General features: G+C 27.1%; 16 protein-coding genes. 3 read left to right on the plus strand and 13 right to left on the minus strand.

The window, feature by feature from the left end; translation table 11 throughout:
- Nucleotides 1–76 precede the first annotated feature (76 nt).
- The 7 genes from KGF38_RS01635 to KGF38_RS01665 all read right to left on the minus strand — a co-directional run bounded on the left by KGF38_RS01635 (nt 77) and on the right by KGF38_RS01665 (nt 5,724).
- A complete protein-coding gene (locus KGF38_RS01635; protein ID WP_074178155.1) occupies nt 77–1,318 on the minus strand; it encodes an ABC transporter permease in 1,242 nt (413 codons plus the stop codon).
- Between the two features lie 20 nt (nt 1,319–1,338).
- Nucleotides 1,339–2,205, minus strand: coding sequence for an ABC transporter ATP-binding protein (locus tag KGF38_RS01640; RefSeq protein WP_074178154.1), 867 nt, complete (start codon nt 2,203–2,205; stop codon nt 1,339–1,341).
- Between the two features lie 38 nt (nt 2,206–2,243).
- Nucleotides 2,244–3,005 (minus strand): hypothetical protein, encoded by a 762-nt coding sequence (locus tag KGF38_RS01645; protein ID WP_074178153.1) that lies wholly within the window; start codon nt 3,003–3,005, stop codon nt 2,244–2,246.
- Nucleotides 3,002–3,517 carry an RNA polymerase sigma factor gene (locus KGF38_RS01650; protein WP_074178152.1) on the minus strand — a complete coding sequence of 172 codons (516 nt, stop codon included), beginning with the start codon at nt 3,515–3,517 and terminating at the stop codon, nt 3,002–3,004. Before KGF38_RS01650 ends, KGF38_RS01645 begins: the two co-directional genes overlap by 4 nt.
- Before the next feature lie 354 nt (nt 3,518–3,871).
- A complete protein-coding gene (locus KGF38_RS01655) occupies nt 3,872–4,393 on the minus strand; it encodes a PadR family transcriptional regulator (protein ID WP_054270327.1) in 522 nt (173 codons plus the stop codon).
- Between the two features lie 54 nt (nt 4,394–4,447).
- On the minus strand, nt 4,448–5,296 hold the full coding sequence (locus KGF38_RS01660; protein WP_054270326.1) for a sialate O-acetylesterase: 849 nt from the start codon (nt 5,294–5,296) through the stop codon (nt 4,448–4,450).
- 146 nt (nt 5,297–5,442) lie between these two features.
- On the minus strand, nt 5,443–5,724 hold the full coding sequence (locus tag KGF38_RS01665) for a hypothetical protein (protein WP_054270325.1): 282 nt from the start codon (nt 5,722–5,724) through the stop codon (nt 5,443–5,445).
- A 385-nt stretch (nt 5,725–6,109) separates the two neighbouring features.
- On the opposite strand from KGF38_RS01665, the gene KGF38_RS01670 reads away from it, so the two are divergent.
- The 3 genes from KGF38_RS01670 (at nt 6,110) to KGF38_RS01680 (ending at nt 9,204) form a co-directional block, all read left to right on the plus strand.
- Nucleotides 6,110–6,964 carry an AraC family transcriptional regulator gene (locus tag KGF38_RS01670; protein ID WP_054270324.1) on the plus strand — a complete coding sequence of 285 codons (855 nt, stop codon included), beginning with the start codon at nt 6,110–6,112 and terminating at the stop codon, nt 6,962–6,964.
- A gap of 196 nt (nt 6,965–7,160) precedes the next feature.
- Nucleotides 7,161–8,666: a recombinase family protein gene (locus tag KGF38_RS01675; protein WP_219674014.1), complete on the plus strand. Its 1,506-nt coding sequence runs from the start codon at nt 7,161–7,163 to the stop codon at nt 8,664–8,666.
- A gap of 58 nt (nt 8,667–8,724) precedes the next feature.
- Nucleotides 8,725–9,204: an ABC transporter substrate-binding protein gene (locus tag KGF38_RS01680; RefSeq protein ID WP_074178151.1), complete on the plus strand. Its 480-nt coding sequence runs from the start codon at nt 8,725–8,727 to the stop codon at nt 9,202–9,204.
- Nucleotides 9,205–9,334: 130 nt separating this feature from the next.
- Here the strand turns inward: KGF38_RS01680 and KGF38_RS01685 are convergent, their stop codons facing one another.
- The 6 genes from KGF38_RS01685 to KGF38_RS01710 form a co-directional block, all read right to left on the minus strand.
- Nucleotides 9,335–9,682: a cupin domain-containing protein gene (locus tag KGF38_RS01685; RefSeq protein ID WP_054270322.1), complete on the minus strand. Its 348-nt coding sequence runs from the start codon at nt 9,680–9,682 to the stop codon at nt 9,335–9,337.
- 406 nt (nt 9,683–10,088) lie between these two features.
- On the minus strand, nt 10,089–13,967 hold the full coding sequence (locus KGF38_RS01690; protein WP_227832123.1) for a DUF11 domain-containing protein: 3,879 nt from the start codon (nt 13,965–13,967) through the stop codon (nt 10,089–10,091).
- A 1,045-nt stretch (nt 13,968–15,012) separates the two neighbouring features.
- Nucleotides 15,013–15,759: a YdcF family protein gene (locus KGF38_RS01695; RefSeq protein WP_227832124.1), complete on the minus strand. Its 747-nt coding sequence runs from the start codon at nt 15,757–15,759 to the stop codon at nt 15,013–15,015.
- A 16-nt stretch (nt 15,760–15,775) separates the two neighbouring features.
- Nucleotides 15,776–19,207 (minus strand): PAS domain-containing protein, encoded by a 3,432-nt coding sequence (locus tag KGF38_RS01700; RefSeq protein WP_227832125.1) that lies wholly within the window; start codon nt 19,205–19,207, stop codon nt 15,776–15,778.
- 32 nt (nt 19,208–19,239) lie between these two features.
- Complete coding sequence (locus KGF38_RS01705) at nt 19,240–21,387, minus strand: EAL domain-containing protein (RefSeq protein ID WP_227832135.1); 2,148 nt, start codon at nt 21,385–21,387, stop codon at nt 19,240–19,242.
- Nucleotides 21,388–21,678: 291 nt separating this feature from the next.
- The gene (locus tag KGF38_RS01710; protein ID WP_219674019.1) at nt 21,679–22,518 is read right to left on the minus strand and encodes a prephenate dehydrogenase; all 840 of its coding nucleotides are present in this window, start codon (nt 22,516–22,518) and stop codon (nt 21,679–21,681) included.
- Between the last annotated feature and the right edge of the window lie 19 nt (nt 22,519–22,537).

Raw genomic sequence — 22,537 nt, forward strand, 5'->3', positions numbered from 1 at the left:
AAAACTTCAAAGCTTGAATATACAGAAATTAACTATAATTTATTTCTGTATCCTCAAGCTTTTTATATTATATAGTTTAATTAACTTGGTGTTTTTTAAAATTATTTTTAGTAAAAGGTAAGAAAATAATTGCAAGTACTAAACATGTAAAAATAATCATAGTTGGTAAATCTATTATTAAATTACCAATCTTGTAATCTATATAATTGGCAAACGAAAATGAAATAGCATTTGATGGCAAAATTCGTAAAATCAGATTATAAAGTTTGTTGGTTTCACTATATTGTAAAAATATTGGTACGAAAAGTATTATTATATTTGTAATTAAAACTGGAAAAGGTGATTTCATGCAAGAAGATAATAAAAGTGTAAAACTAATTAATGCTATTAATATAATATAAATAACTAATATGCTTAGTAATGTTGCCTGTAAAAGTGTATATGGATATGGAACTGAACTAGTTGTAAGTTGTAATGGTAAATTCCATCCATCCATTCCAAAAGACAGAGTGAGTATTCCAACACATACAATTGTGTTTATAATAAAAATAATTGTCCCAAATAAAAAGGAACTTATTATTTTGGCTGTTATAACTTTACTTTTTCCATATTTAGAAGATAATATCACTGAATCAGTACCTGATTGATATTCTCCTGAAAATACAGAAGCTATACTTATACAAATAGCTAATATAGTAAAAATCAGTAAATCTCTCGATAATATGAAATAATCCCAACCTTGATAATATCCATTTAAATAGGGCTCACTTATTTCCTTATTCTTAGATAACCAAAATTCCTTTTCTTTTTGTGTATAATTTCCATTTGCATATTCCATATTTAAGATTGTATTTACTTTTTCATTTCTAGACTTATAAAAATCAATGCCATTCTTTAGTGACATTGTTCTAATTATAGAGGAATCAAAATCATTAGGCTTACTATATGACTCTATTATAAAACTGTAAAAACTCTTACTAGGATAAAAAAATTTCCAATAAATATCTGGTTTAAAATCTGAAAAACCACTTTCATCTTTTATAATATTATCTGGATTATTAAACATTTTTTGATATTCTTTAACTGAGTTTTCTACTTTTTTATTTGTTATGTACCCATCATTTAATTTAGATTGTTGTTTTTTTATTTCAATGGCCTGTAGACCTCTATACTCTTTTCCATTCTCATCATTAGCTTTTTCTTGAAGTGGCATTAAAGAAAAAAGGATTATGCTTAAGGCTAGACTTCCTAAAATAACTGCTATTGTAGACTTTCTCTTTATTATTTTTTTTAATTCAAATTTAATTAATGTAGACATACTTATCTCCTTATATATATTTATAGTTCCTTATTAATACAATATAAATACAAATCTTCTAATGTTGGTTTCAAATTACATGCATTATCATGTGGTTTTATATCACTTATAATTCTAAGATTTACGACTCCTCCAGAATGATGAATATTTGCTAAACAATATCTATCAGACATATACTCTACTTCATTTTCATTAATTACACATTTCCATACTTTATCTTTTATTTTTGAAGTTACCTCTTCAACTGAACCAGTTAAAATGAATCTTCCTTTTTTCATTATTAAAATCTTATCTGCAATATGTTCTACATCAGATACAATATGAGTAGATAAAATAACAATTTTCTTTTTAGAGAATTTTGAAATCAAATTACGAAATCTAACTCGTTCTTTAGGGTCTAATCCTGCTGTTGGTTCATCTAATATTAAAATTTTAGGGTCGTTAAGTAGTGTCTGAGCAAATCCTAGTCTTTGTTTCATCCCTCCAGAGAATGTTTTTATTTTTTTATTGATTACATCTGATAAACCAACAATTTCTAATAATTCTTGTGTTTTTTTCTTTGCATGGCTAGGTATCAATCCCTTTAATGAAGCTATATATAGCATAAATTCTTTTGCAGTAAAATCTGGATAATATCCAAAGTCTTGAGGAAGGTATCCAATCATATCTCTAAAATCTTCTCCCATATCCAAGTTATTTTTACCATCTATCTTTACTTCTCCAGATGTTGGACTTAATATCCCACAAATCATTCTCATAAGAGTAGTCTTTCCTGCCCCATTTTCTCCTAAAAATCCATATATACCTTCATTCAATCTAAATTCTATTTTATCTACTATAACTTTGTTATTATACTGTTTTGTTAATCCTTCTACACTTAGCTCCATACTTATTCCTCCTGATACTGTATATTCTTATTTTTTTCTTACACAATAATATTTTCAAACGAACGAATATGTCTCCATGTTTTTCTTATTTCATAAATTAATATTACTGATGTGATTATAAAAACGATTAGCCATTGGTTTATTGATTCAAATTGATATATACTTTTTCTAAAAGTACCTAGTGTAAATATCAATAATACAAGAGATACACCATATATCATACAATAATAATTCGTATTTTTACCTTTGTTTTTATTTATAATTTCCATACATCCTATACACATTAAGTTAAAGGGCACTAGTATATAAATTATTATATACAGTACATTTAAATTAATAGTTTGTTTTGCAGATATCAAGACAATAAGCATAAGCAACAAATCACTTATTCCAAATACAAGCATTCTTGTAGCAATAATTTTGTGTAGTGTATTTTTGGTTGAAAATTCTATCTCTAAAATACTACTATTATATACTTTTGCTAACTCTTCTATATTAGTTAATATGAGAAGTGGAAATGTTGCGGAAATCAAGGATAAAGTATTGTAAAGTGAATTGCTATCTCTTGATGTACTAAATAAAAATAAGCATATTATACACAGTACTAAAAATTGCATAATCCAAGTTCTTTTTCGTATAAAGCCAATTTGAGAGATAAAAAATTCTATACTATTCATTCTTTTATCTGCATTATTAAATGTTAATTCATGTATAGCTTTAACCGTTTTTTCAATTGCTGAAACATCATATTTTGGAACTTTATATTCAAATAGACTTTCTTTAAGTTTTTTATTATTCATAATTTACCTCCTTCCAAATATAATTTTAGTTTTTTTAATGCTCTATTCATTCTATACTTTGTGACAGAGACGCTTGAACCCATAATCTTAGCAATATCCTTAAATTTTAAATCATGATAATATCTTAAAATTATCACTTCAAACTCTACTTCTGGTAATTTAATCAAAGCTTCTTTTACAAATATTTTGTTTTCAACATCTGCTAATTCTTGCTTTGACATCTCTTTATCTAATGACTCTAAATATATAGGTTGCTTTTTCTTCCATAAGTCCTTACACTTATTTTTTGCAATAACATATAAATAGTTTTCAAACTTACCATAATGTTTATAATCACTTATATTTTTTATAACTGTTATAAATACATCTTGGGTTAAGTCTTGTGCAGTCATTTGATTGTCTACATGGCGATAACAATAACAATAGATGCTATCATAGTATTTTTTGATTAGAGTATCAAACAATTCTTTTTCCCCTGCTTTTATTCTTGATATAATCCGAGCATCATTCACTATTATCACCTCCGTCATTATATATAACGATTTATACTATAAAAAAGTCAGTATAAAAAAATTAATTTATTATTTTATAATTATTTATAAATACAATTATATTAAAACTATTTATACCATTAATTAATACTCAAACAATTTTATTATATCAAATGTCATACTTTTCATCTTAAGTGTCTGTAATTCAACGATTAATAACTTTATATTTATAAATTTTATTTACATAGTATAAATGTCTTTTAACATCTTATATAATAAAAAGACAGATATCCAATTGGAAATTATCTGCCTTATTTTAATCTATATATCCTACATTTATATAAAGTATATATGTAGATTTTTTTATTATTAACATCAATCTTTAATATCATTTAGTAACTTCTCAAACCATTCAATATTAACTAAATGGTGAGAACGAGAATTTTCTAGCATTCTATTAAAATAATGTGAATTTGTTTTGTTATTTTCTATGGATTCATTTAACAGAGAAATTCTTACTTGAGTTTGCTTAATTTGCGTTTCCAATAATTCTATTAACTTTTCATTTTTATAATCATTGGCAAATAACAGTGTTGCGTAAAATGATAGATTTATATACTCTGTTTTAGAACCATACTTATACATTAGTTTTTCAAATTCTTGACATCCAAGTTCAGTAATTATATAGTTATGAGTTTCTCTACTTTTATTAGATTGTTTATTTTCAACTTTTTCAATAAACTTTTTTTCTTCAAGTTGCTGTAAATTATAATAAAAAGAACCTTTAGTGAAATTTACTATGTACTTGTAATGCTTCTTCTCCATTAATGCTAACAACTCATATCCATAAGAATTTGGATTTTGTTTTAATAATCCTAAAATTAATAATGGTATCAAAAAATCACCTCTTTTTTCAAGCTATATTTACTAATATATTAATGAATATTTTATCTAATTATCATTAAGTTTAATAAGTTTAGATTCAAACTCATCATATGATATCTTTCCTAGTGCCAAGTCCATACTATTTATATATATTTTTTCTGTTTTTGTATATGTCTTGGAATTACTTGGTATTATCAACTCACTTTCATTAGCTAATGCTTCCATAATATGCTTTTTATTATAAAAAGCTTCAAAATAACGTAATCCAAATTTTCTTTGAGATATTGCATCAATATGAATACCATCAGGATTAGATGTAAGGCCTGTTGCTGTAACAAAGTAACAATTATCTTGTTCAAAAGCAAATTTCTGTAACTCTTGATTGATAAATACGTACTCAGTACAACTTTTACCAAAACCTACTTTTCCTAAGAAGTCTCCCAATCCACCAATAATAATCGGCATATCTGGAATATTTAATTCTTTTCTAAGAGCTTCAATAATAGAAAGTAATTTTTTATAATAAAATTTATAGTTGCCATTATTACTGTCACTTTCTCCTTGATGCCATAAAATTCCTGTCAATTCACTGCTTTGCATGGCAAATTTAGCTTCACTTATAGCATGTTTAAAAAGTATACCATCTATATTCCATTCATCTAAGGAACTGCCTCCTTCAGCACAAGGAATTAGCCCAATTCTATCCTCTTGATTTTCACAACACCATGCATTTGCAAATGATGCAGCAAGACTTACCCCAGAAACTGGTCTGTCATAATTAATAGGTTCTGTCATCATTTGCCATCTTCCATTACGTAACATCTGTATTCTTTCATTATAAATTGGAGTCACTTCACTTATGAATCCTCTTCCAGCCATATTGGACTGTCCTAACATTAAAAATGATTTAATCATTGTTATTGTCCTTTCTTAAACTCTTATTGTATTTATTTTCCATAGTAGTCTAATTAGACTATCTATGTTTATATTATAGTCTAATTAGACTATAAGTCAATAATATTATAAAAAATACTTGTCCTACTTGACTTATTAAAGAAGTGCTAATGACTAGCAACTTCTTTGTTTGAATCTTTTATTTGTAATTGTCTATCTACCATTATTTTTTCTATTGCTTCATATATTATTGTATCTTTTTCTTGTTTTTCTTCTAATGTGAACTTTCTTCCTAAGGTTGTTTCAGGAGATACTACATGACAGATTGTCTTTCCATGTAGTACTGTCATGGATATTTTATAACCATTCTCGTCTGTTGGAACATCTACATCGTCGTCGAGATATATTATAGTAGTTGTACCATCCAAGTCTTTTTCTATCTTTGGCATTTAAATCCCCTCCTCTTTATATTTTATGTATCTTAAAAATTGTCCTATTCTCAATGATTATTTATAATTGAGTAACTAAGCTTTGCTTGATTAAAAGCAAACCCTCAAAAATAGTTAACTATGAATAAAATATTATATATAATTAAATGTTTAACCTAAAATATTATAAAAATTTCATAATCAATTAAAACTGTTATCTTCTATAAAAATTAGATACTAATTTGTGATATACTTTAATGTGAAAAACAATACTATTTGTTCATTTTTGTAGTTAATTACAGACTTTCTCATGTTCATTCTTTATTAAGCTAGTTAATTAGTGCATAGAAAGAGAGGATTAACTATTTTAAAATATATATTATATAAATTACAAGGAGCTGATTTTATGGAATGGATTGAAAGATTAAACAAAGCAATTAACTATATTGAAGAAAACATAACAAAAGAAATTGAATATGAACAAGTTGCAAAAATAGCTTGTTGTTCTACATATCATTTTCAAAGAATGTTTGCTTATATGGCAGATGTACCACTTTCTGAATATATTCGTCGTAGACGAATGTCTTTGGCAGCTGTAGAATTACAGAATGATGATAAAAAAATAATTGATGTAGCTTTAAAATATGGATATTCTTCTCCAACTGCCTTTAATCGTGCATTTAAAAGTATTCATGGTGTTGCTCCATCAGTTATAAAAAAAGGAGAAATAACAACTTTGAAGGCCTTTCCACCAATCAGCTTCAAAATTAGTATAAAAGGAGCCGAAGAAATGAATTATAGAGTCGAAAAAAAAGAAGCATTTCGTATAGTTGGTGTATCTCAACCACTTCACACTGAATTAGAAAAGAATTTTGAAATTGTTCCTCAAATGTGGCAAAAAGTTGCTTTAGATGGAACTCTTCAAAAATTAATACCTATGATGGATAGTCAACCTCAAGGTGTATTAGGTATAAGCATTTGCAATGATTTAGAAGAATGGAGATATTTTATATCAGTTTCAAGTACAAAATCTATAGATAATACATTAGACGAATACACTATTCCAGCTTTTACTTGGGCTATATTCTCTGGAGAAGGCCAATGCCCACAAGCAATTCAAGAACTAGAAAAGCGTATTGTAACAGAATGGTTGCCTACTTCTGGATATGAATATGACAATGGTCCTGATATTGAGCTTTACTTAAATCCAGACCCACAAAATGCTAAGTTTGAAGTATGGATACCTGTTGTAAAAAAATAGCGTAAAATTTATAGCTAAGGTATAAAGATAACAATATGAACATTACTTAAAGTATGAGATTTTAAATGGACTATAGAAATTACTATATAAAAATAAACCTTTAAAAATATATCGTGTATTTTTAAGGGTTTATTTTTTATATTTTAAATATAATCAATTTGTTGTTGAATATAATATATTCAAGGAGTGTGATTTAATGAATGTCGCAATTTATTTACGCAAAAGCAGAGCTGATGAAGAAGCAGAACATAGAGGTGAATTTGAAACACTAAGTAGACATAAGACAACTCTTTTAAAATTAGCAAAAGAGAAAAATTTAAATGTTATTAATATTAAAGAAGAACTTATTTCTGGTGAAAGTATAAAATACAGACCTAAGATGATAGAACTATTAGATGAGGTTAAAAATAATGACTATGATGCAGTCTTAGTAATGGATATTGACCGTTTAGGACGTGGAAATATGCAAGACCAAGGATTAATATTGGATACATTTAAAAAATCTAAAACAAAAATTATTACTCCTAGAAAAATTTATGATTTAAATGATGAATTTGATGAAGAATATTCCGAATTTGAAGCTTTTATGGCTCGTAAAGAATTAAAATTAATATCTAGACGTATGCAAAGAGGAAAAATTAAAAGTATTGAAGAAGGTAAATTTATAGCTCAAGCACCGCCTTATGGATATGATATTAAATATTTAAATAATAAAGAAAGAATACTTATAATAAATGAAGAGAAAGCAACTGTTGTTAAAATAATCTTTGATATGTATTTAAAGGGAGGTGGCGCATGTAAAATATCTAGTTATCTAAATGAACTTGGTTATAAAACTACAACAGGTAGGACTTGGTATGAAAAAGGAGTTAGAGATATTATAAAAAATAAAGTGTATTGTGGTTATATAGTATGGAATAAAGTTGAGAGAAAAAGAAATTCTAGTAGAACAAGAGGAATTGAAGAACAGATTGAAGTAAAAGGAAAACATGAACCAATAATAAGCGAAGATATATGGAATGAAGCACAGAACATAAGAAAAAAACGTAGTAACTCTCCCACATCAAACAATAAAATAACTAATCCACTAGCTGGGATTGTAAAATGTGGATACTGTAATCATACTTTAGTAGCTAAATCCAATACTACATCAAGTGGTCATGAGAAATATATGGTTTGTACTAATTGTAAAAATAAAGCTACAAAATTATACATATTAGAAAATAAAATTTTATCAGTTTTAAACAAATGGGTAATAGATTATAAACTATCTTTAAAAGAAGAAAAAGATAGTTTTAAAATTAAGGATAATTTAGAAAATACTTTAGCAAGTTTAAATAAAGAATTTAATAATCTAGAAAAACAAAAAGAGCGACTACATGATTTTTTAGAACAAGGGATTTATGACAGTGATACATTTCTAGAACGTTCAAATATACTTACATCTCGTATAGAAGATATAAGAAAAGCTATAAATAAAACAAATATAAATATTGAAATTGAAAAAGAAAGAAAAATAGTTGAAGCGCAAGTTATTCCTCAACTTGAAAGAATTCTAAGTGAATATACAGAAGAGAAAGAACCCTATTTAAAAAACATACTACTTAAAACTGTAATTAATTATGCTGTATATAAAAAAGAAGCTAGTCAGAAGTCTGATGATTTTTCTTTAACACTCTACCCCAATATCTCAAGAAATTAATCAAAAAATTAAATACATATTTTAGTGTTATAATTAGACTGATTACCAATTTGGTGTAATGGCAGGAGCTTTTGCAGGTGGAGAAGGAGACTTTACAACAGCTTTTGAACCTACAGCAACAGCTATGGAAAAAGAAGGTAGTGGATATATAGTTACATCTATAGGAAAAGATTCTGGAGAAATACCATTTACAGCTTATTCCACTACTAAATCATATATGAAAAATAATAAAGATTTAATTCAAAGATTTACAAATGCTGTCTATAAAGGTCAACTATGGGTTCAACAAGCACCTAGTAAGGATATAGCTAAAGCTATGCAACCTTTCTTTGAAGATATATCTTTAGAAGACTTAACAACAGTTGTAGATAGATACAAATCAATAGATGCATGGTCTCAAAATCCTGTATTAAAAGAAGAAGGATTGAACAAATTAATGTCTGTTATGAAAGAGGCCAAAGAATTAGACAAAGAAGCACCTTATAAAGATATTGTAAATACTGAGTTTGCTGAGAATGCTATAAAAAATATAAAATAAAGAATATATGTTCATCATTTCAACAATGAAAAAGAGGCTTATCTCTATTTTGAGATAGCCTCTTTTTACAGTTTGAGATTAAAGTTTATATAATAAAATAGAAATTAAAATACTAATTGTACTTATATATCTATCCTCTATATTCTGCTCCAGCATTGATTTTTGTGATTTGAACAGCTACCATTTCTTCTTTGCTTCCATTAGTAATCTCATGCCATTCTCCTGTTGGTACAAAGACAGTATCACCATCTTTTACATCACATTCATGTTCACCAAGCTTCATTTTACCTTCGCCCTTTAGAAACACAAATATTTGCTCACCATTAGGATGTCTATGAGCATTAAGAACTTGATTAGGTTTAAAATAATAAACTTCTGAAGTTATATCACTACCAGCGAATACTGGTATTTTTGGAACAGCTGTATCATTATATTGAGCTAAGCTTCCATCTAATAGATTCTTTTTATTTTCATGCATACTAGAAATACCTCTTTTCTGTATTATAGATTTACTCTTATTATTCCAATATAAAAAAATAGTATTCTCATCCTCAACAATAGGAATAAAATTCTTTTATTCTTAAAATGCAGTAAAGTTTACCTATGTACTTAAAGAAGTGTACCTTTATGAATATAAAAATAGCCTGAGGTGATAAATCTTAAATTATTTTTGGCTATATAAATTTAGATAAGTAAAAGATATGAATAATTTTTATTAAAAAAACAAAACTATATAAGGACCACTTCGCTTTAGGCAATAGCACTGCGAAGTTAGTCCTTATCAAATATAAAAAGGTTAATATTTTTTAATTACTATAAAATATTTTCTTCATACACTGTAAATCTACTTTTTATCTTATTTAGGATAAAATTATTGTGGCAAATTAATATTTAGACTTATTTTTAGAACAATCATTGTGACAATTGCAACTGTGCTCATTGCAACAACAATCATTACAGCAATTGCAACTATGTTTATCACAACAACAGTCTTTACAACAATTACAACAAGGATTGCCACAACAACAATCTTTACAACAATTACAACAAGGGTCGTCACAACAACAATCTTTACAACATGAGTCATCACAACAACACTGTTCAATTTTCACTTTCACTCTTGATATATTATTGTTGGGATTTGAATCTGGTGTTGTTGAAGTTACTTTTGCAGTATTTATTAGTTTGTCATTACATGTTGGTTTTACAAATCCTCTCAATAGAATAACTCTTAAAGACCCTGCTGGTAATGTACCTATATCAAGACTTCCAGTCCATGGTTTAAAACTTATACCTCTATCCAATGAAAATTCTGCCCTACCAAGTTTATTTGACACATGGTCTATTAAAATAACATTTTGAGCATCTGCTGGGCCTGCATTTGATACTTTTATTAAAAATTCTAATCGTTCTCCTACACAAACTTCTTTTTTATTTACTAATTTTATTACGGAAACATCTGCTGATAAGCTTACTTCTGCTTCTGATGTTGAAGTATTGTTATTTAGATTTGGGTCATACGTAGTTGAACTTACAGTTGCAGTATTTACAATAATACCTACTGCTGTTTGGCTTACTGTTCCCATTATTATAATATTTCTTATTTCTCCAGCATTTAGAGTACCTATATTAAGTCTTCCAGTCCATGGATGGAAAGTCACTCCGTTGTCTATTGAGTATTCTGGATTTAAAATAGAAGTCGGTATATTGTCTGTTAAAATAACATTTTGTGCAGCTGATGGTCCTGCATTTGAAACCTCAACAACATAAATGAATGTTTCTCCTGGTACAGCAATTGGTTCATTCTCTTTTATTACAGAAATATCTGCTGATGAACTTACTTCTATTTCTGCTGTCGAAGTATTATTGTCTAAATTTGGATCAGGTGTAGGTGAACTTACAGTTGCAGTATTTATAATCATACCTACTGCTGTTTGACTTACTATCCCTTCTATTATAATACTTCTTATCTCTCCAGAATTTAAAGTTCCTATATTAAGACTTCCAGTCCATGGTTGGAAAGTTACGCCTCCATTTACTGAATACTCGGGATTTAGAATAGAGCTTGGTACATTATCTGTTAAAATAACATTCTGTGCAGCTGATGGTCCTGAATTTGTAATTACTATAGTATAGCTAAAAGTTTCTCCTGGAACTGCTGCATCCATATTGTTAGTCTTTATTACACCTATATCTGCTGATGCAATAATAGGAGTTGTCACTGTTGATGAATCTACAACTGGTTCTGGTACATTTGCACTTACTTCTGCTGTATTTGTAATATATCCTGTGGCTGTTGAACTTACTAATCCCTTTATAATAATTCTTATTAATTGCCCTGGTGCCACTGTACCTATATCAAGGCTTCCAGTCCATGGTTGGAAAGTTACTCCATTATCTATTGAGTATTCTGGATTTAAAATAGCAGCAGGTATATTATCTGTTAAAACTACATTCGTAGCATTGGATGGTCCTTCATTAAAAATTCCAATTGTATATACAAGTTCTTCTCCAGGAACAGCTACATCCTCATCAGTTACTTTTATAATAGAAATACCTGCTTGTGGATTAACTGGTGTAATAGTAGTTGATATATTATTACTTAAATCTGGGTCAGGTGTAGATGAAACGACTGTTGCTGTATTTACTATATCTCCTGTAGCGTTTAAACTGACTATTCCTTGTATTAAAATTGTTACTGAAGCTCCAGCACCTAAAGTTCCTATACCAAGACTTCCAGTCCATGGTTGGAAAGTTACCCCACCATTTGTTGAATACTCTGGATTCAAAACAGAATCTGGTATATCATCATTTAGTACTACATTTTCAGCATTTGATGGCCCTAAATTTACTACTTCAATAGTATATTTTAATAAAGTACCTGGAACTGCTGAGTTAGGTTCTGATGTCTTAACTATCAAAAGGTCTGCTAACAGACTTACTTCTGTATCTATTGTAGACGTATTATTTCTAGGGTTTGGGTCTGCTGTAGATGAAGATACCACAGCTGTATTTCTTATAGTACCTATTGCTGATGGATTTACAACCCCTCTAATTATAATAACTCTTACTTCTCCTACTCCTAAAGTACCTATATTAAGACTTCCAGTCCATGGTTGGAAAGTTATTCCTCCATTTGATGAATACTCTGGATTCAAGATGGAAGCAGGTATATTATCTGTTAAGATTACATTTTCAGATGGATATGGTCCATTATTTATAACTTTTATAGTATACATCAGTTCTTCCCCTGGATTCACAACATCAGGCTCAGACATCTTTGTAACTTCAATATCTGCTGTTATTACCAAAAGTGGAACTGGATTAGAATCTACTGAAAAATCATTTGGTATTCCTCCCTCTACAGGTGTATAAGAGTAATCTATAGTTGCTATATTATTAATTGGATTTGGATTAGGAATACCTTCTACTCTTACATCAAAGGTTACTTCAACACTTGTCCCTCCTCCAACATTTGGCAATGTAAAACCTATATTAGGGTCTACTCCTGATATAGATGCACCATTAACCGTTACACTTCCAGGTATAAATAACAAACCATTTGGAACGATATCTCTAAAAAATACATTAGTTAAAGGACTACTACAAGTATTATCTAGTCTAACTGTGTATGTGACTATATCTCCTACATTTGCAGCCATTGTATTGCTTGTTTTTATTGGAGTAAATGTTGGTATTTCAATTTTTCTTAAAGAAACATCATCTATAGCATAATCATTTCCGACAGCACCTTCTCCTTCACTAAAAAATTCTACTGTAAGTTGATTATTATTTTGAGAATTAATGATAGTACCTACTTCTTTCCATTCTGGTGCGTTTGTATTAACTGGAATTTGAGTTCCTAATGTTGCCTGATACAATATATTATTATTTTGGTCAAGTATTCTTACGCCTAATTGTGGTGGTGGATATCCTGTTACCTTAAAAAGATTTAAAATCCATGTACTAAATAGGAAATTAGTATTAGGTGTAACAGATACTGTTGATCTAAAAAATACAGCGCCTGGATCAAAACCATTTACTACCATCATTCTACCTGTTTCATTTCCTGTAGTATGGTCAGCAATACGCCACCAAGCTCCTATAACGTTACTCATCGCATTTGTCATAATGTTTTGTACTGTGTATTCTCCATCTATCGGTGTAAACTTAGTCGGGTCTGGTACCACATACGTAAAATCTGGAGTTACACCTGGGTAAGGTTCTATTGCAGGAGCTGTATTACTTGGTGTGCCTGGTTGGAAAAAACCAAATGTACCATTATCCGCATCTGTAATAAGATTTATATCAGATACAGATACACAAGGGTCCAATATATTTTGTATAGGTGTATAAATTACAGGTCCATTTAATATATTTTGATTTGTTATATCAGAACCTGTCACTGTTATTAGTAATGTATTAGGTGTTGTAGAATCTAAGTTTGTTGAACCTGTAGGTGGATTTGTTACAAAAGTAATAGGAGGTGCTTGGGCAATTGGAACTGGACCTATTACTGCTGTTGCAAAATTTCCTGGTGTCGGTATTCCTCCTGGAGTTCCAAAAGCCTCCACAATCCTATAGTTACCATTTGGAACATTAGTAAACACATAATTCCCTGTAGCATTTGTAAGAACTACAAGTCTAGCTCCAGTTGTTATATTTTGTAACACAACTGGTACATTGGCTATTCCTGTGTCTCCAGTGTTGATAGTAGCACTTCTATCTCTATCAAAAATTATTTGGCCTGACACTGTTGCCATATTATCACTCCTTTAAAATTATAAAATTTTGTGTTCATAATATATTATTCTTTTAAATACTTTTATGTGACATTTTCATTCAATAAGCATGCTTTTTTTCTATAATATTCTTTTTTTCTTTCCATAATCCCCAATCTATTTGATAGCGTATTTTTTGTGGTAGATAAACTATTTAGATTATAATTTTTAAAAACTATCATACAAATAAAAAATGGCATAAAATATACTATTTTATGCCATTTTTTATTAATCCAGTATTTTCAATATATATAACAAGATAAATTTGTATTTTGTCAGTAAAATGTCAGTAATTTTTTTATTATTTTTTCTCTTTTTTTAGTTTTAAATAAATTAAAAACCATGCTTTTATATTCTAAACTATCAAACAAACTATTTTAAAAAAATCAAATTTAATCACTTAAGATATTTTTCGGATTAAACTATATACATCTCATTTTTTATTTATGTTCTATTTTAATCATAAAATTCTCAGTATTTTATTCACTTAATAATAATAGCAAATTAAAAGTAACTTCAAAATACACGTTGAAATCTAGTTGAATTTTATAACATTTACTGACTTTGATTATTTCGTATTTTTTATTATAATTATTTTCGTAATCTTGCCTAAAATAACGACTTATTATTTTAGTTTTTAAGTAGCTTATATATTTTTTATTGATGTTTTATACCTTTGAGGATAAAATAAGCTTAGAATTTATTTAAACGTCTAATTATACGCCTCAAGCTAAAATTAAGAATTTTAGTTAACTTTATTTTTATTATGTAAACTAAAAAGTCTTTTTAAAACTCTATCTATATTTATAAAAATTAGTACAATCTTGAAACTATTTTTATATTGATTTGTATTAATATTATGAATATTTTATTTACGTTCATGATATTAATATAAAATGCCAAGGAGATTTGTAAAGATGAGAAATGGATTAGAATTAAAAGAAAAGATAATTTTATAACTTTTGGTTTATCATATAAAAAAAGACTGGATATAGGTTTATAATTTATATCCAGTCTTCTTAATTTATTATATATCAAAAACAATTGTTTTCCATAGTGCAAAAAATTCTCTTGTATAATAAGTAGGTATAAATGAAAGTTTTGATTTACTAGCATAAAAAGAGGTGTTTTTATATCCATTTCTATATGCCAATATTTTACTTCTAAGAACATGAAAATCTGTTGTTACTATTTTTATTTTTAAGTCTTTTAATTTTCCTTTGCTATGTTCTTCTATCTTTAACTTTGAATACTTAAAATTTTCGTAAGTATTAGTAGATTTATCTTCCTCTATTATTCTATTTTTATTTATACCATTTTTTATAAGATAATCTTTCATAGCTTTTGCCTCAGTTATATTTTCTCCATTTCCTTTACCACCTGATACAACCACATAACAATCATCATTAACCTTTAAATATTTTAAGGCTGTGTTTAATCTTCCCTTTAAGGTTGTACTTGGTGTATTCTTCTTTACAGAAGCTCCTAAAATCAATAGATAATCACTCTTTACTTCAAAGTTGTTTTTGGGGTAAAAAATAATCAAACTTTCAGTAACTATGAACACTATTAGAAAAACACTAATTATTATCTTTAGCAATTTATAAAAAACCTTCTTTTCTTTAATTTTATTCTTAAATATTTGATAAACAATTAATAGGATTCCTACAACTAAGAAAATTTCACTAAATGAAATACCTCCAAAAACTATTTTAAGATAAAAATAGTAAATTGCAAATACTATGCCCAATATTAAACTAACACTATTTAACATATTCTCATAATCCTTTTTATTTATTTTTGTACAAAGAAATATCTATACACTCTATGAGACAGTTATATTCTCCGTCTATCCAATTAATCCAACTTGCTATACTTACATTTGTACCAAATGTATTTGTCTCCATATTGAATTTCGAGTGTTTATTTTCTTCCAATCCATTAAGAGGACAATTATCACAAGGTTTATTAGATTTTAATAATGATTTATAACAAGTCTCACCTAGTTTTATTTCTAAATCTAGACTTGATACCTTATTATTGATAAAGAGAAGTTCATAAGTATTTGGATTTACTATATATATATAATTATCAATGGAATCAAGGACTTCCTTAAGTACAGGTTTAGATTTTTCATATTTATTTACTTTTTCTATACTCTCGTAATCTATATTACCAACTTCATTTTGATAGACATAATCATTGTAAAGTGCATATTTATCTTTACCTTTACTTTTTGCATAATAAAGTGCTATATCTGCTTTTTGATAAAGGTCTTCAAATATAGTTCCATGTTCTGGAACAAATGAAATTCCAACTGTACCTGATATTTTATATGTCTTTTTGTTTTCAGTATAAGAGTTTCTAAATATATCGCATATTTTTTCAGCTTTCTTTTTAGCATTACCAAAAGATTGAATATTCTTTAAGAATACTATAAATTCATCTCCACCAATACGACCCACTATATCATCTTTTCTAAATATAGGTTTTAGATGTTTAGAAACCTCAAATAATACTTTATCTCCAAATACATGTCCTAAATTATCATTTACAGATTTAAAATTATCTATATCAACAATTAAAAATGCATGTATTCCTAAGCTTGACTCTTCAGAACCTAAGAAATCATTAATTAGTTTTTCAGTAGTCCCTTTATTATATAATCCTGTAAGGGTATCCCTTTCTGCTTTTATTTTTAATCTAATTTCTTCATTCTTCTGTTTATCAATATCTTTAACATAAGCAAGAGCTTTTATATCATTCGTAATAGAGTCTTTTATCAGGTGCATCGTGCAAATAACCCAAATCATTTTATTTTCTTGATTCATTCTTCGATATTCTAATTTTATTTCACTTATATTATTCTTATGTGCAGTTAACAAATTCTTACACAAAAATGTATTTAAAAATACATCTTTATCATCTTTATAGATAATATTCTTTGCTATATTTTTTACCATCTCTGAGTAGTTATTGTTAGGCTTAATTCCGAATTCTTTATACCAATTTTCATTTCCTCTTATAAAAGTATCTTTTGATACATTTATCTCATAAGTTATCATTGCTTCCGATAATATAGCTGAATGATATTTGCCTTCTTGATTATATCTTATTTCTGCCTCTTTTTGTTCGCTTATATCTTCCTGTATACCAATTGCTCTTACAGGTTTCCCATCTTCATCAAAAACTGTGGTCAAAGTAACCTTATTCCATACGTAACTTTTATCTGGAAGTTTTATCTTAATTATACAATTTGCTATCTTTGCTCCATTCATTATTTTCTCGTACATATTTATAAAATCATCACTAAAATCTTTATGAATTATTCCTGATTCTACTAAAGAATATGGAACATTTTCAGTAATATTAGGAATGTTGTACTTATCAAGTTCTTTATTAGTATTTAAAAGTGATTTTGTTTCTATATCATATTCAAATATAGTGTTTGATGTTTGTCTTAATGCAATTCTAACTCTTTCTTCATTGATTTTAAGTTTTTGCTCTACATTTTTCAAATCAGTTATATCAGTCAGAATCCAAATACCTTTTTTACTTCCATCGCTATCAACAATTAGTCTTCCTTTTACAGAAACCCAGATAATATTACCATCTCGTCTTATTATTCTATGTTCATATTCAGCTATACCTTTTTTATCTAACTGATGCTTTATACTTTTAAGAGTCTTTTTTCTATCATCGTAAAAAACGAGAGTACATGCCTTGTATTGAAGTTCTTCTTCTAGTTGTTTGCGAGTATATCCAATCATTGAAAGATAACCAGCATTAGTGTATTGTATAGTAAAATCTTCATTAAAGTCTGTTATAAGTATGCCACCTAAAATATTTTCTGATACCATTTCAAGTTCTAGATTTTTTTGTTCCATTTCTTTTTCTAATTGTTTCGTTTTTGTAATGTCTACTGTTACACAACAAAGATACTCTTTACCGTCAGGTTCTGTTATAATTTCTCCTTTATTTAAAACCCACACTACATCACAATTTTTTGTTATAACTCTGTATTCTAGCTCAATAGTTTTGTTTTTGTGAAGCTGTTCAGAAATCTCCTCTTTTATTCTTTTTACATCGTCTTTATGTATTAGATTATAAAAGTCATTATTAAATATGGTTTCTATTTCTTCTCTTGTATAACCAAACAAATCTATAAATCCATCACTTAAAAAATTAAATTCATACCTTTCTCCAATCGTACATTTTTGTACTCCTCCAGGAATGCTATTTGTAATAGATGATATTTCTTTGTTTGTTTTTAATATATGTCTTTGAGATTTATTATTTTTATAAAAGATGTATATTATAAGTATAATAAATAATAAGAATACTTTAAAAATTAGAGAAAATGCTAATTGATTTATTTTATCAATATTTTTTCTTACAGTATATTGTGGTATAACAGAAAGCACATACCAATCATTTACACCAATTGGTGTATAAGTGGCATACCTATTCTCTCCTTTATATTCATATGATGTAAAACCACTTTTGTTATTCTTTGTGTCCTCGTATATTTTTTTATAGCTATAACCTTCATCAAAAGAGGCATTTTTAAATATATCATATATATTACTACTAGATTTAATAAGATTATTTGTATGTAAAGATTTTAAAACAAATCGTCCACTAGATTCAAATATATGTATATATCCATCACTATTAAAACTCGTTATATCTATAAGTTCAGCTAGTTTATCATTGTAGTAAGAACCATACAAAATACCAACTACTTTATTGTTTTTAAGCACAGGTGTAGCTATAACAAAAGTATCTTTCCCATCAACTGGAGATTTTAAAATTTCAGATATATTACTTTCTCCTCTAATTGCTTTCTTAAAATATTCATAATTTGATACATCAATAGTTTTTCCATCACTAGTATGACTTATCCCCTTAGGAGATACAATAGATATTCTTTGAAAGTCAGATTCCTTTGATATTCTAGATAACAATGGAATTATTTCTTGATTATCTATAGTATCAAAGTATGAAACCATATTTGATACACTTTTAATGAATGATAAAGAACTATCCAATTTTATTTTTATTGCATTAGAACTTTGAAGAGATATCTCTTTTAAATTAACTTTATTATTTTCTTCTTCTTGAACATTCGTTTTAAATGCAAAGTCAGAAAATGAAATTATTGTAAATAAAAATATTAAAACAATACTCAATATGCTCTTTAAAGATTTTGCTCTTATCATTTATTTACCACCTCCCATTTAAGATTTATTGACTATATTTTATAGACTAATTTTTCAAATTCTTTAACTGGTAATGGTTTTGAAAAATAATACCCTTGAACAATATCACAATTTGCTTCTTTTAACATTTTTATTTGACTTTTAGTTTCTATTCCTTCTGCAACGACACTTATTCCTAATTGTTTGATGAGAGAAACTATGCTTTTTATAACAATTTGACTCTTATCAACATCTTTATCATCTATAAAAAATCCTCTATCTAATTTTATTACATTTAATGGTATATTTTTAAGCATATTTACAGAGGAATATCCTGAACCAAAGTCATCCATTGAAATTATAAAACCAATATCTTGTAAATTCCTACTTACATCAAATAGAATATCAGTATCTCCAAACATACTAGATTCAGTAATTTCAATTTCTATTAAACTATATGGTATTTTATATTTATCACATACATCTACTATCTTTGAAATAAAATCTTTTTTTAAAAAATCAACTCTTGAGAAATTTACAGATATGGGCAATGGTGAAATACCTTTATCAAATAAAAACCTAATTTCTTTACAAGCTTGTTCTAATATATACATATCGATTTTTCTAATAAATCCATTTTTTTCAAATATAGGGATGAAATCTCCTGGATATATTACTTCATTTTCTGTATATTGCCATCTTACTAAGGCTTCACTTCCACAAAATTTATCTAATCTAATATTATATTTTGGTTGTAAATACATTACAAATTGACCATTTTCAAGTGCATATTCCATTTCTTTTTCTATCTTATCTTCAAGTAATAGTTTATCTCTTAATTTATCATTAAAAAAAGCAAAGTTCACATCACTATTATTTTTTATTGAAGATTTTGCAAGTGAAGCTCTATCACTATATACACTTGCAGTTAGAGTTTTATCTTTAATTTCATAAATTCCAAAAGATAAGTTTACAAGTTCATTATTTGCCATAATCTTTTTGATGATATTTACTATATCTTCTTTTTCATCATATGTTAATAATATATTAAAGTTATCAGCACTTACACGAGCAAAAGTTTCATTATTATTGGTTAGTTCATCTAAAGTACTAGCTATATTTTTTAAAATTAAATTTCCCTTTTTATGACCATATATATCATTAATCGCTTTAAATTTATCTATATCAAATATAACCATTGCATATTTATTATTTTGTGAAGATTTTTTCAATAAATTTATAACATCCAATTCAAATTTTCTCCAATTTGAATAACCAGTTACAAAATCTGTATATGCTATCTTTTCTATAGTTTTTTGGCTTTTTGTCTTTGAATATAATATGTACATTATAATACCTAAAAATAAAAATGAAAGTATAATCCACCCAATAATTGTAACTATCATCAAATCATTCAGCTTTTTAGATACAACCATCTTTGGAACAAAGGATGCTATAAACCAATCATTAATTCCTAAAGATGTGTATGCCATGTAAAACTTTTTATCTGATTCTTCAACTTGCACTACACCTTGGTCTGACTTTTTCATATTTTTAAAAGTAAACCTTTTTTCAAAGTTAATTTGAGATAGGTTTGTAATATCTGAGTTTAAATTTTTATGATACGATGGAATAATTATATTACCATCACTATCACATATAAGTGAAAAACCTTCCCCATTAAATGTAGAAATTGATAAGAATTCAGATATAAACTCAACATCATAATCAGCTGCAATCACAGCAACAATTTTTCCTTTATTATATAAGGGTACAGCATATGTTTCAGTAAGTTTTCCAGTAGTTTTATCTATTAATGGTTTTGATATATTAGATTTACCTTTAACTGCAAGTTTAAAATAATCTCTATCTGAAAAATCTGTTCCAAAAATTGTTTCAGCATAACCTTTCCCGTTTGGTAAAATTAGACCAATATTATTATAATTACTGTCTTTGTTATAAGATTTTAGAATTTTTAAAGTTTTTTCTAAATTAAAGCTATCCTCTGTCTCTAAAAGTTTAGAAATGCTCTCTAATTTATCTAAATTACTTGTCAATTTACTATTTATTGCGATTTTACTTTCTGTACTAATTTCAGACAGATATTTTTGTGTTTCATATTCTAGTGCACTATCCATATTACTCACATAAAAAAAAGCAAATATACTAAAAAAGAATAGCACTATAAATGCGATTAACATATTTTTCAATATTGGCCTACTATTTTTCAAGTAGATACACCTCTCCCTCTTTAACAACTATAATTTAATTGATTCATTTTATTTTACTATTAATAACTCTTTTTTACAATTAAGTTTTATAATTTGTTAACAAAAACTAGTTTTTAAAATATTATTTATAAAGTAACAATATTTAAGGGTACAAATACATCAATAACATATTTAATTATATTAAATCCATAGATACTAATACAATTAAATATGCTATCGCCTATATTTATACCCATCGACATATAGCTTAAATAACAATCTTTATTTTTCTAGACTTTCTCTTCTTGTTGAAGATTTTTTAAAATATTCTATTAATTTATTTTTATCATTATTAAAAATAGCATCTTTTATCAAATTTACTTCTGACTCAAAATTTTCTATAGATTTTAGTAAATTATCTCTATTTCCTAAAAAAAGTTCACTCCATAAATCTTCATTCATATTTGCAATTCTAGTTAAGTCTCTATAACTGTCTCCAATAAATTTACCTGTATCTCTATCTTCTTCATCACTATTTATAAGAGCAACTGCCATAACATGAGGAAGTTGAGATGTAAAAGCTATAATCTCATCATGTTTCTGTGAAGTCAATTTTTTTACTCTTTTAAATCCTATCTCCAAAATTAAATTCTCGACCAATTCTAAATTTTTTATATTATTTCTACCAGTTGGAGTAATTATATAATTTGCTTCTTTAAAAACCTGTTCACTTGCAAAATCAATTCCCTTCTTTTCTCTTCCTGCCATGGGATGCCCAAATATAAAATCTATGTCATCTGGAATTATTTTTAATACATCATTGATAAGTGCTTCTTTTATTCCTGTAGTATCAGTGATTATAGTTCCTTTTTTAAAGAATTGCTTATTATTATTTAAAAAATCCACAATTAATCTAGGATATATAGATAATATAATTAAATCAGCTTCCTTAAATAGCTCTTTACCTGTAGTACTTCCTTTTTTTATGATTTTTGATTCTTCTGCTTTCTTTAAAGTTTCTAAATCTACATCCACTCCAAATACATTTTCATATCCTGCTTTTTTTAGTGCTTTAGCAAAAGAACCTCCTATAACTCCTAGCCCCACAATAACAATATTCATTATCTTCATTTCCCCCTAG

It is taken from the genome of Clostridioides sp. ZZV14-6387 (genome assembly GCF_020657835.1).
Classification (GTDB): Bacteria; Bacillota; Clostridia; order Peptostreptococcales; family Peptostreptococcaceae; genus Clostridioides; species Clostridioides difficile_A.

Coding starts and splice junctions, on each gene's coding strand:
- KGF38_RS01685 (WP_054270322.1), bottom strand. CDS start 9,682: ATGCATGAAAATAAAAAGAATCTATTAGATGGAAGCTTAGCTCAATAT.
- KGF38_RS01710 (WP_219674019.1), bottom strand. CDS start 22,518: ATGAATATTGTTATTGTGGGGCTAGGAGTTATAGGAGGTTCTTTTGCT.
- KGF38_RS01680 (WP_074178151.1), top strand. CDS start 8,725: ATGGCAGGAGCTTTTGCAGGTGGAGAAGGAGACTTTACAACAGCTTTT.
- KGF38_RS01700 (WP_227832125.1), bottom strand. CDS start 19,207: ATGATAAGAGCAAAATCTTTAAAGAGCATATTGAGTATTGTTTTAATA.
- KGF38_RS01705 (WP_227832135.1), bottom strand. CDS start 21,387: ATGTTAATCGCATTTATAGTGCTATTCTTTTTTAGTATATTTGCTTTT.
- KGF38_RS01695 (WP_227832124.1), bottom strand. CDS start 15,759: ATGTTAAATAGTGTTAGTTTAATATTGGGCATAGTATTTGCAATTTAC.
- KGF38_RS01645 (WP_074178153.1), bottom strand. CDS start 3,005: ATGAATAATAAAAAACTTAAAGAAAGTCTATTTGAATATAAAGTTCCA.
- KGF38_RS01675 (WP_219674014.1), top strand. CDS start 7,161: ATGAATGTCGCAATTTATTTACGCAAAAGCAGAGCTGATGAAGAAGCA.
- KGF38_RS01665 (WP_054270325.1), bottom strand. CDS start 5,724: ATGCCAAAGATAGAAAAAGACTTGGATGGTACAACTACTATAATATAT.
- KGF38_RS01690 (WP_227832123.1), bottom strand. CDS start 13,967: ATGGCAACAGTGTCAGGCCAAATAATTTTTGATAGAGATAGAAGTGCT.
- KGF38_RS01670 (WP_054270324.1), top strand. CDS start 6,110: ATGGAATGGATTGAAAGATTAAACAAAGCAATTAACTATATTGAAGAA.
- KGF38_RS01640 (WP_074178154.1), bottom strand. CDS start 2,205: ATGGAGCTAAGTGTAGAAGGATTAACAAAACAGTATAATAACAAAGTT.
- KGF38_RS01660 (WP_054270326.1), bottom strand. CDS start 5,296: ATGATTAAATCATTTTTAATGTTAGGACAGTCCAATATGGCTGGAAGA.
- KGF38_RS01635 (WP_074178155.1), bottom strand. CDS start 1,318: ATGTCTACATTAATTAAATTTGAATTAAAAAAAATAATAAAGAGAAAG.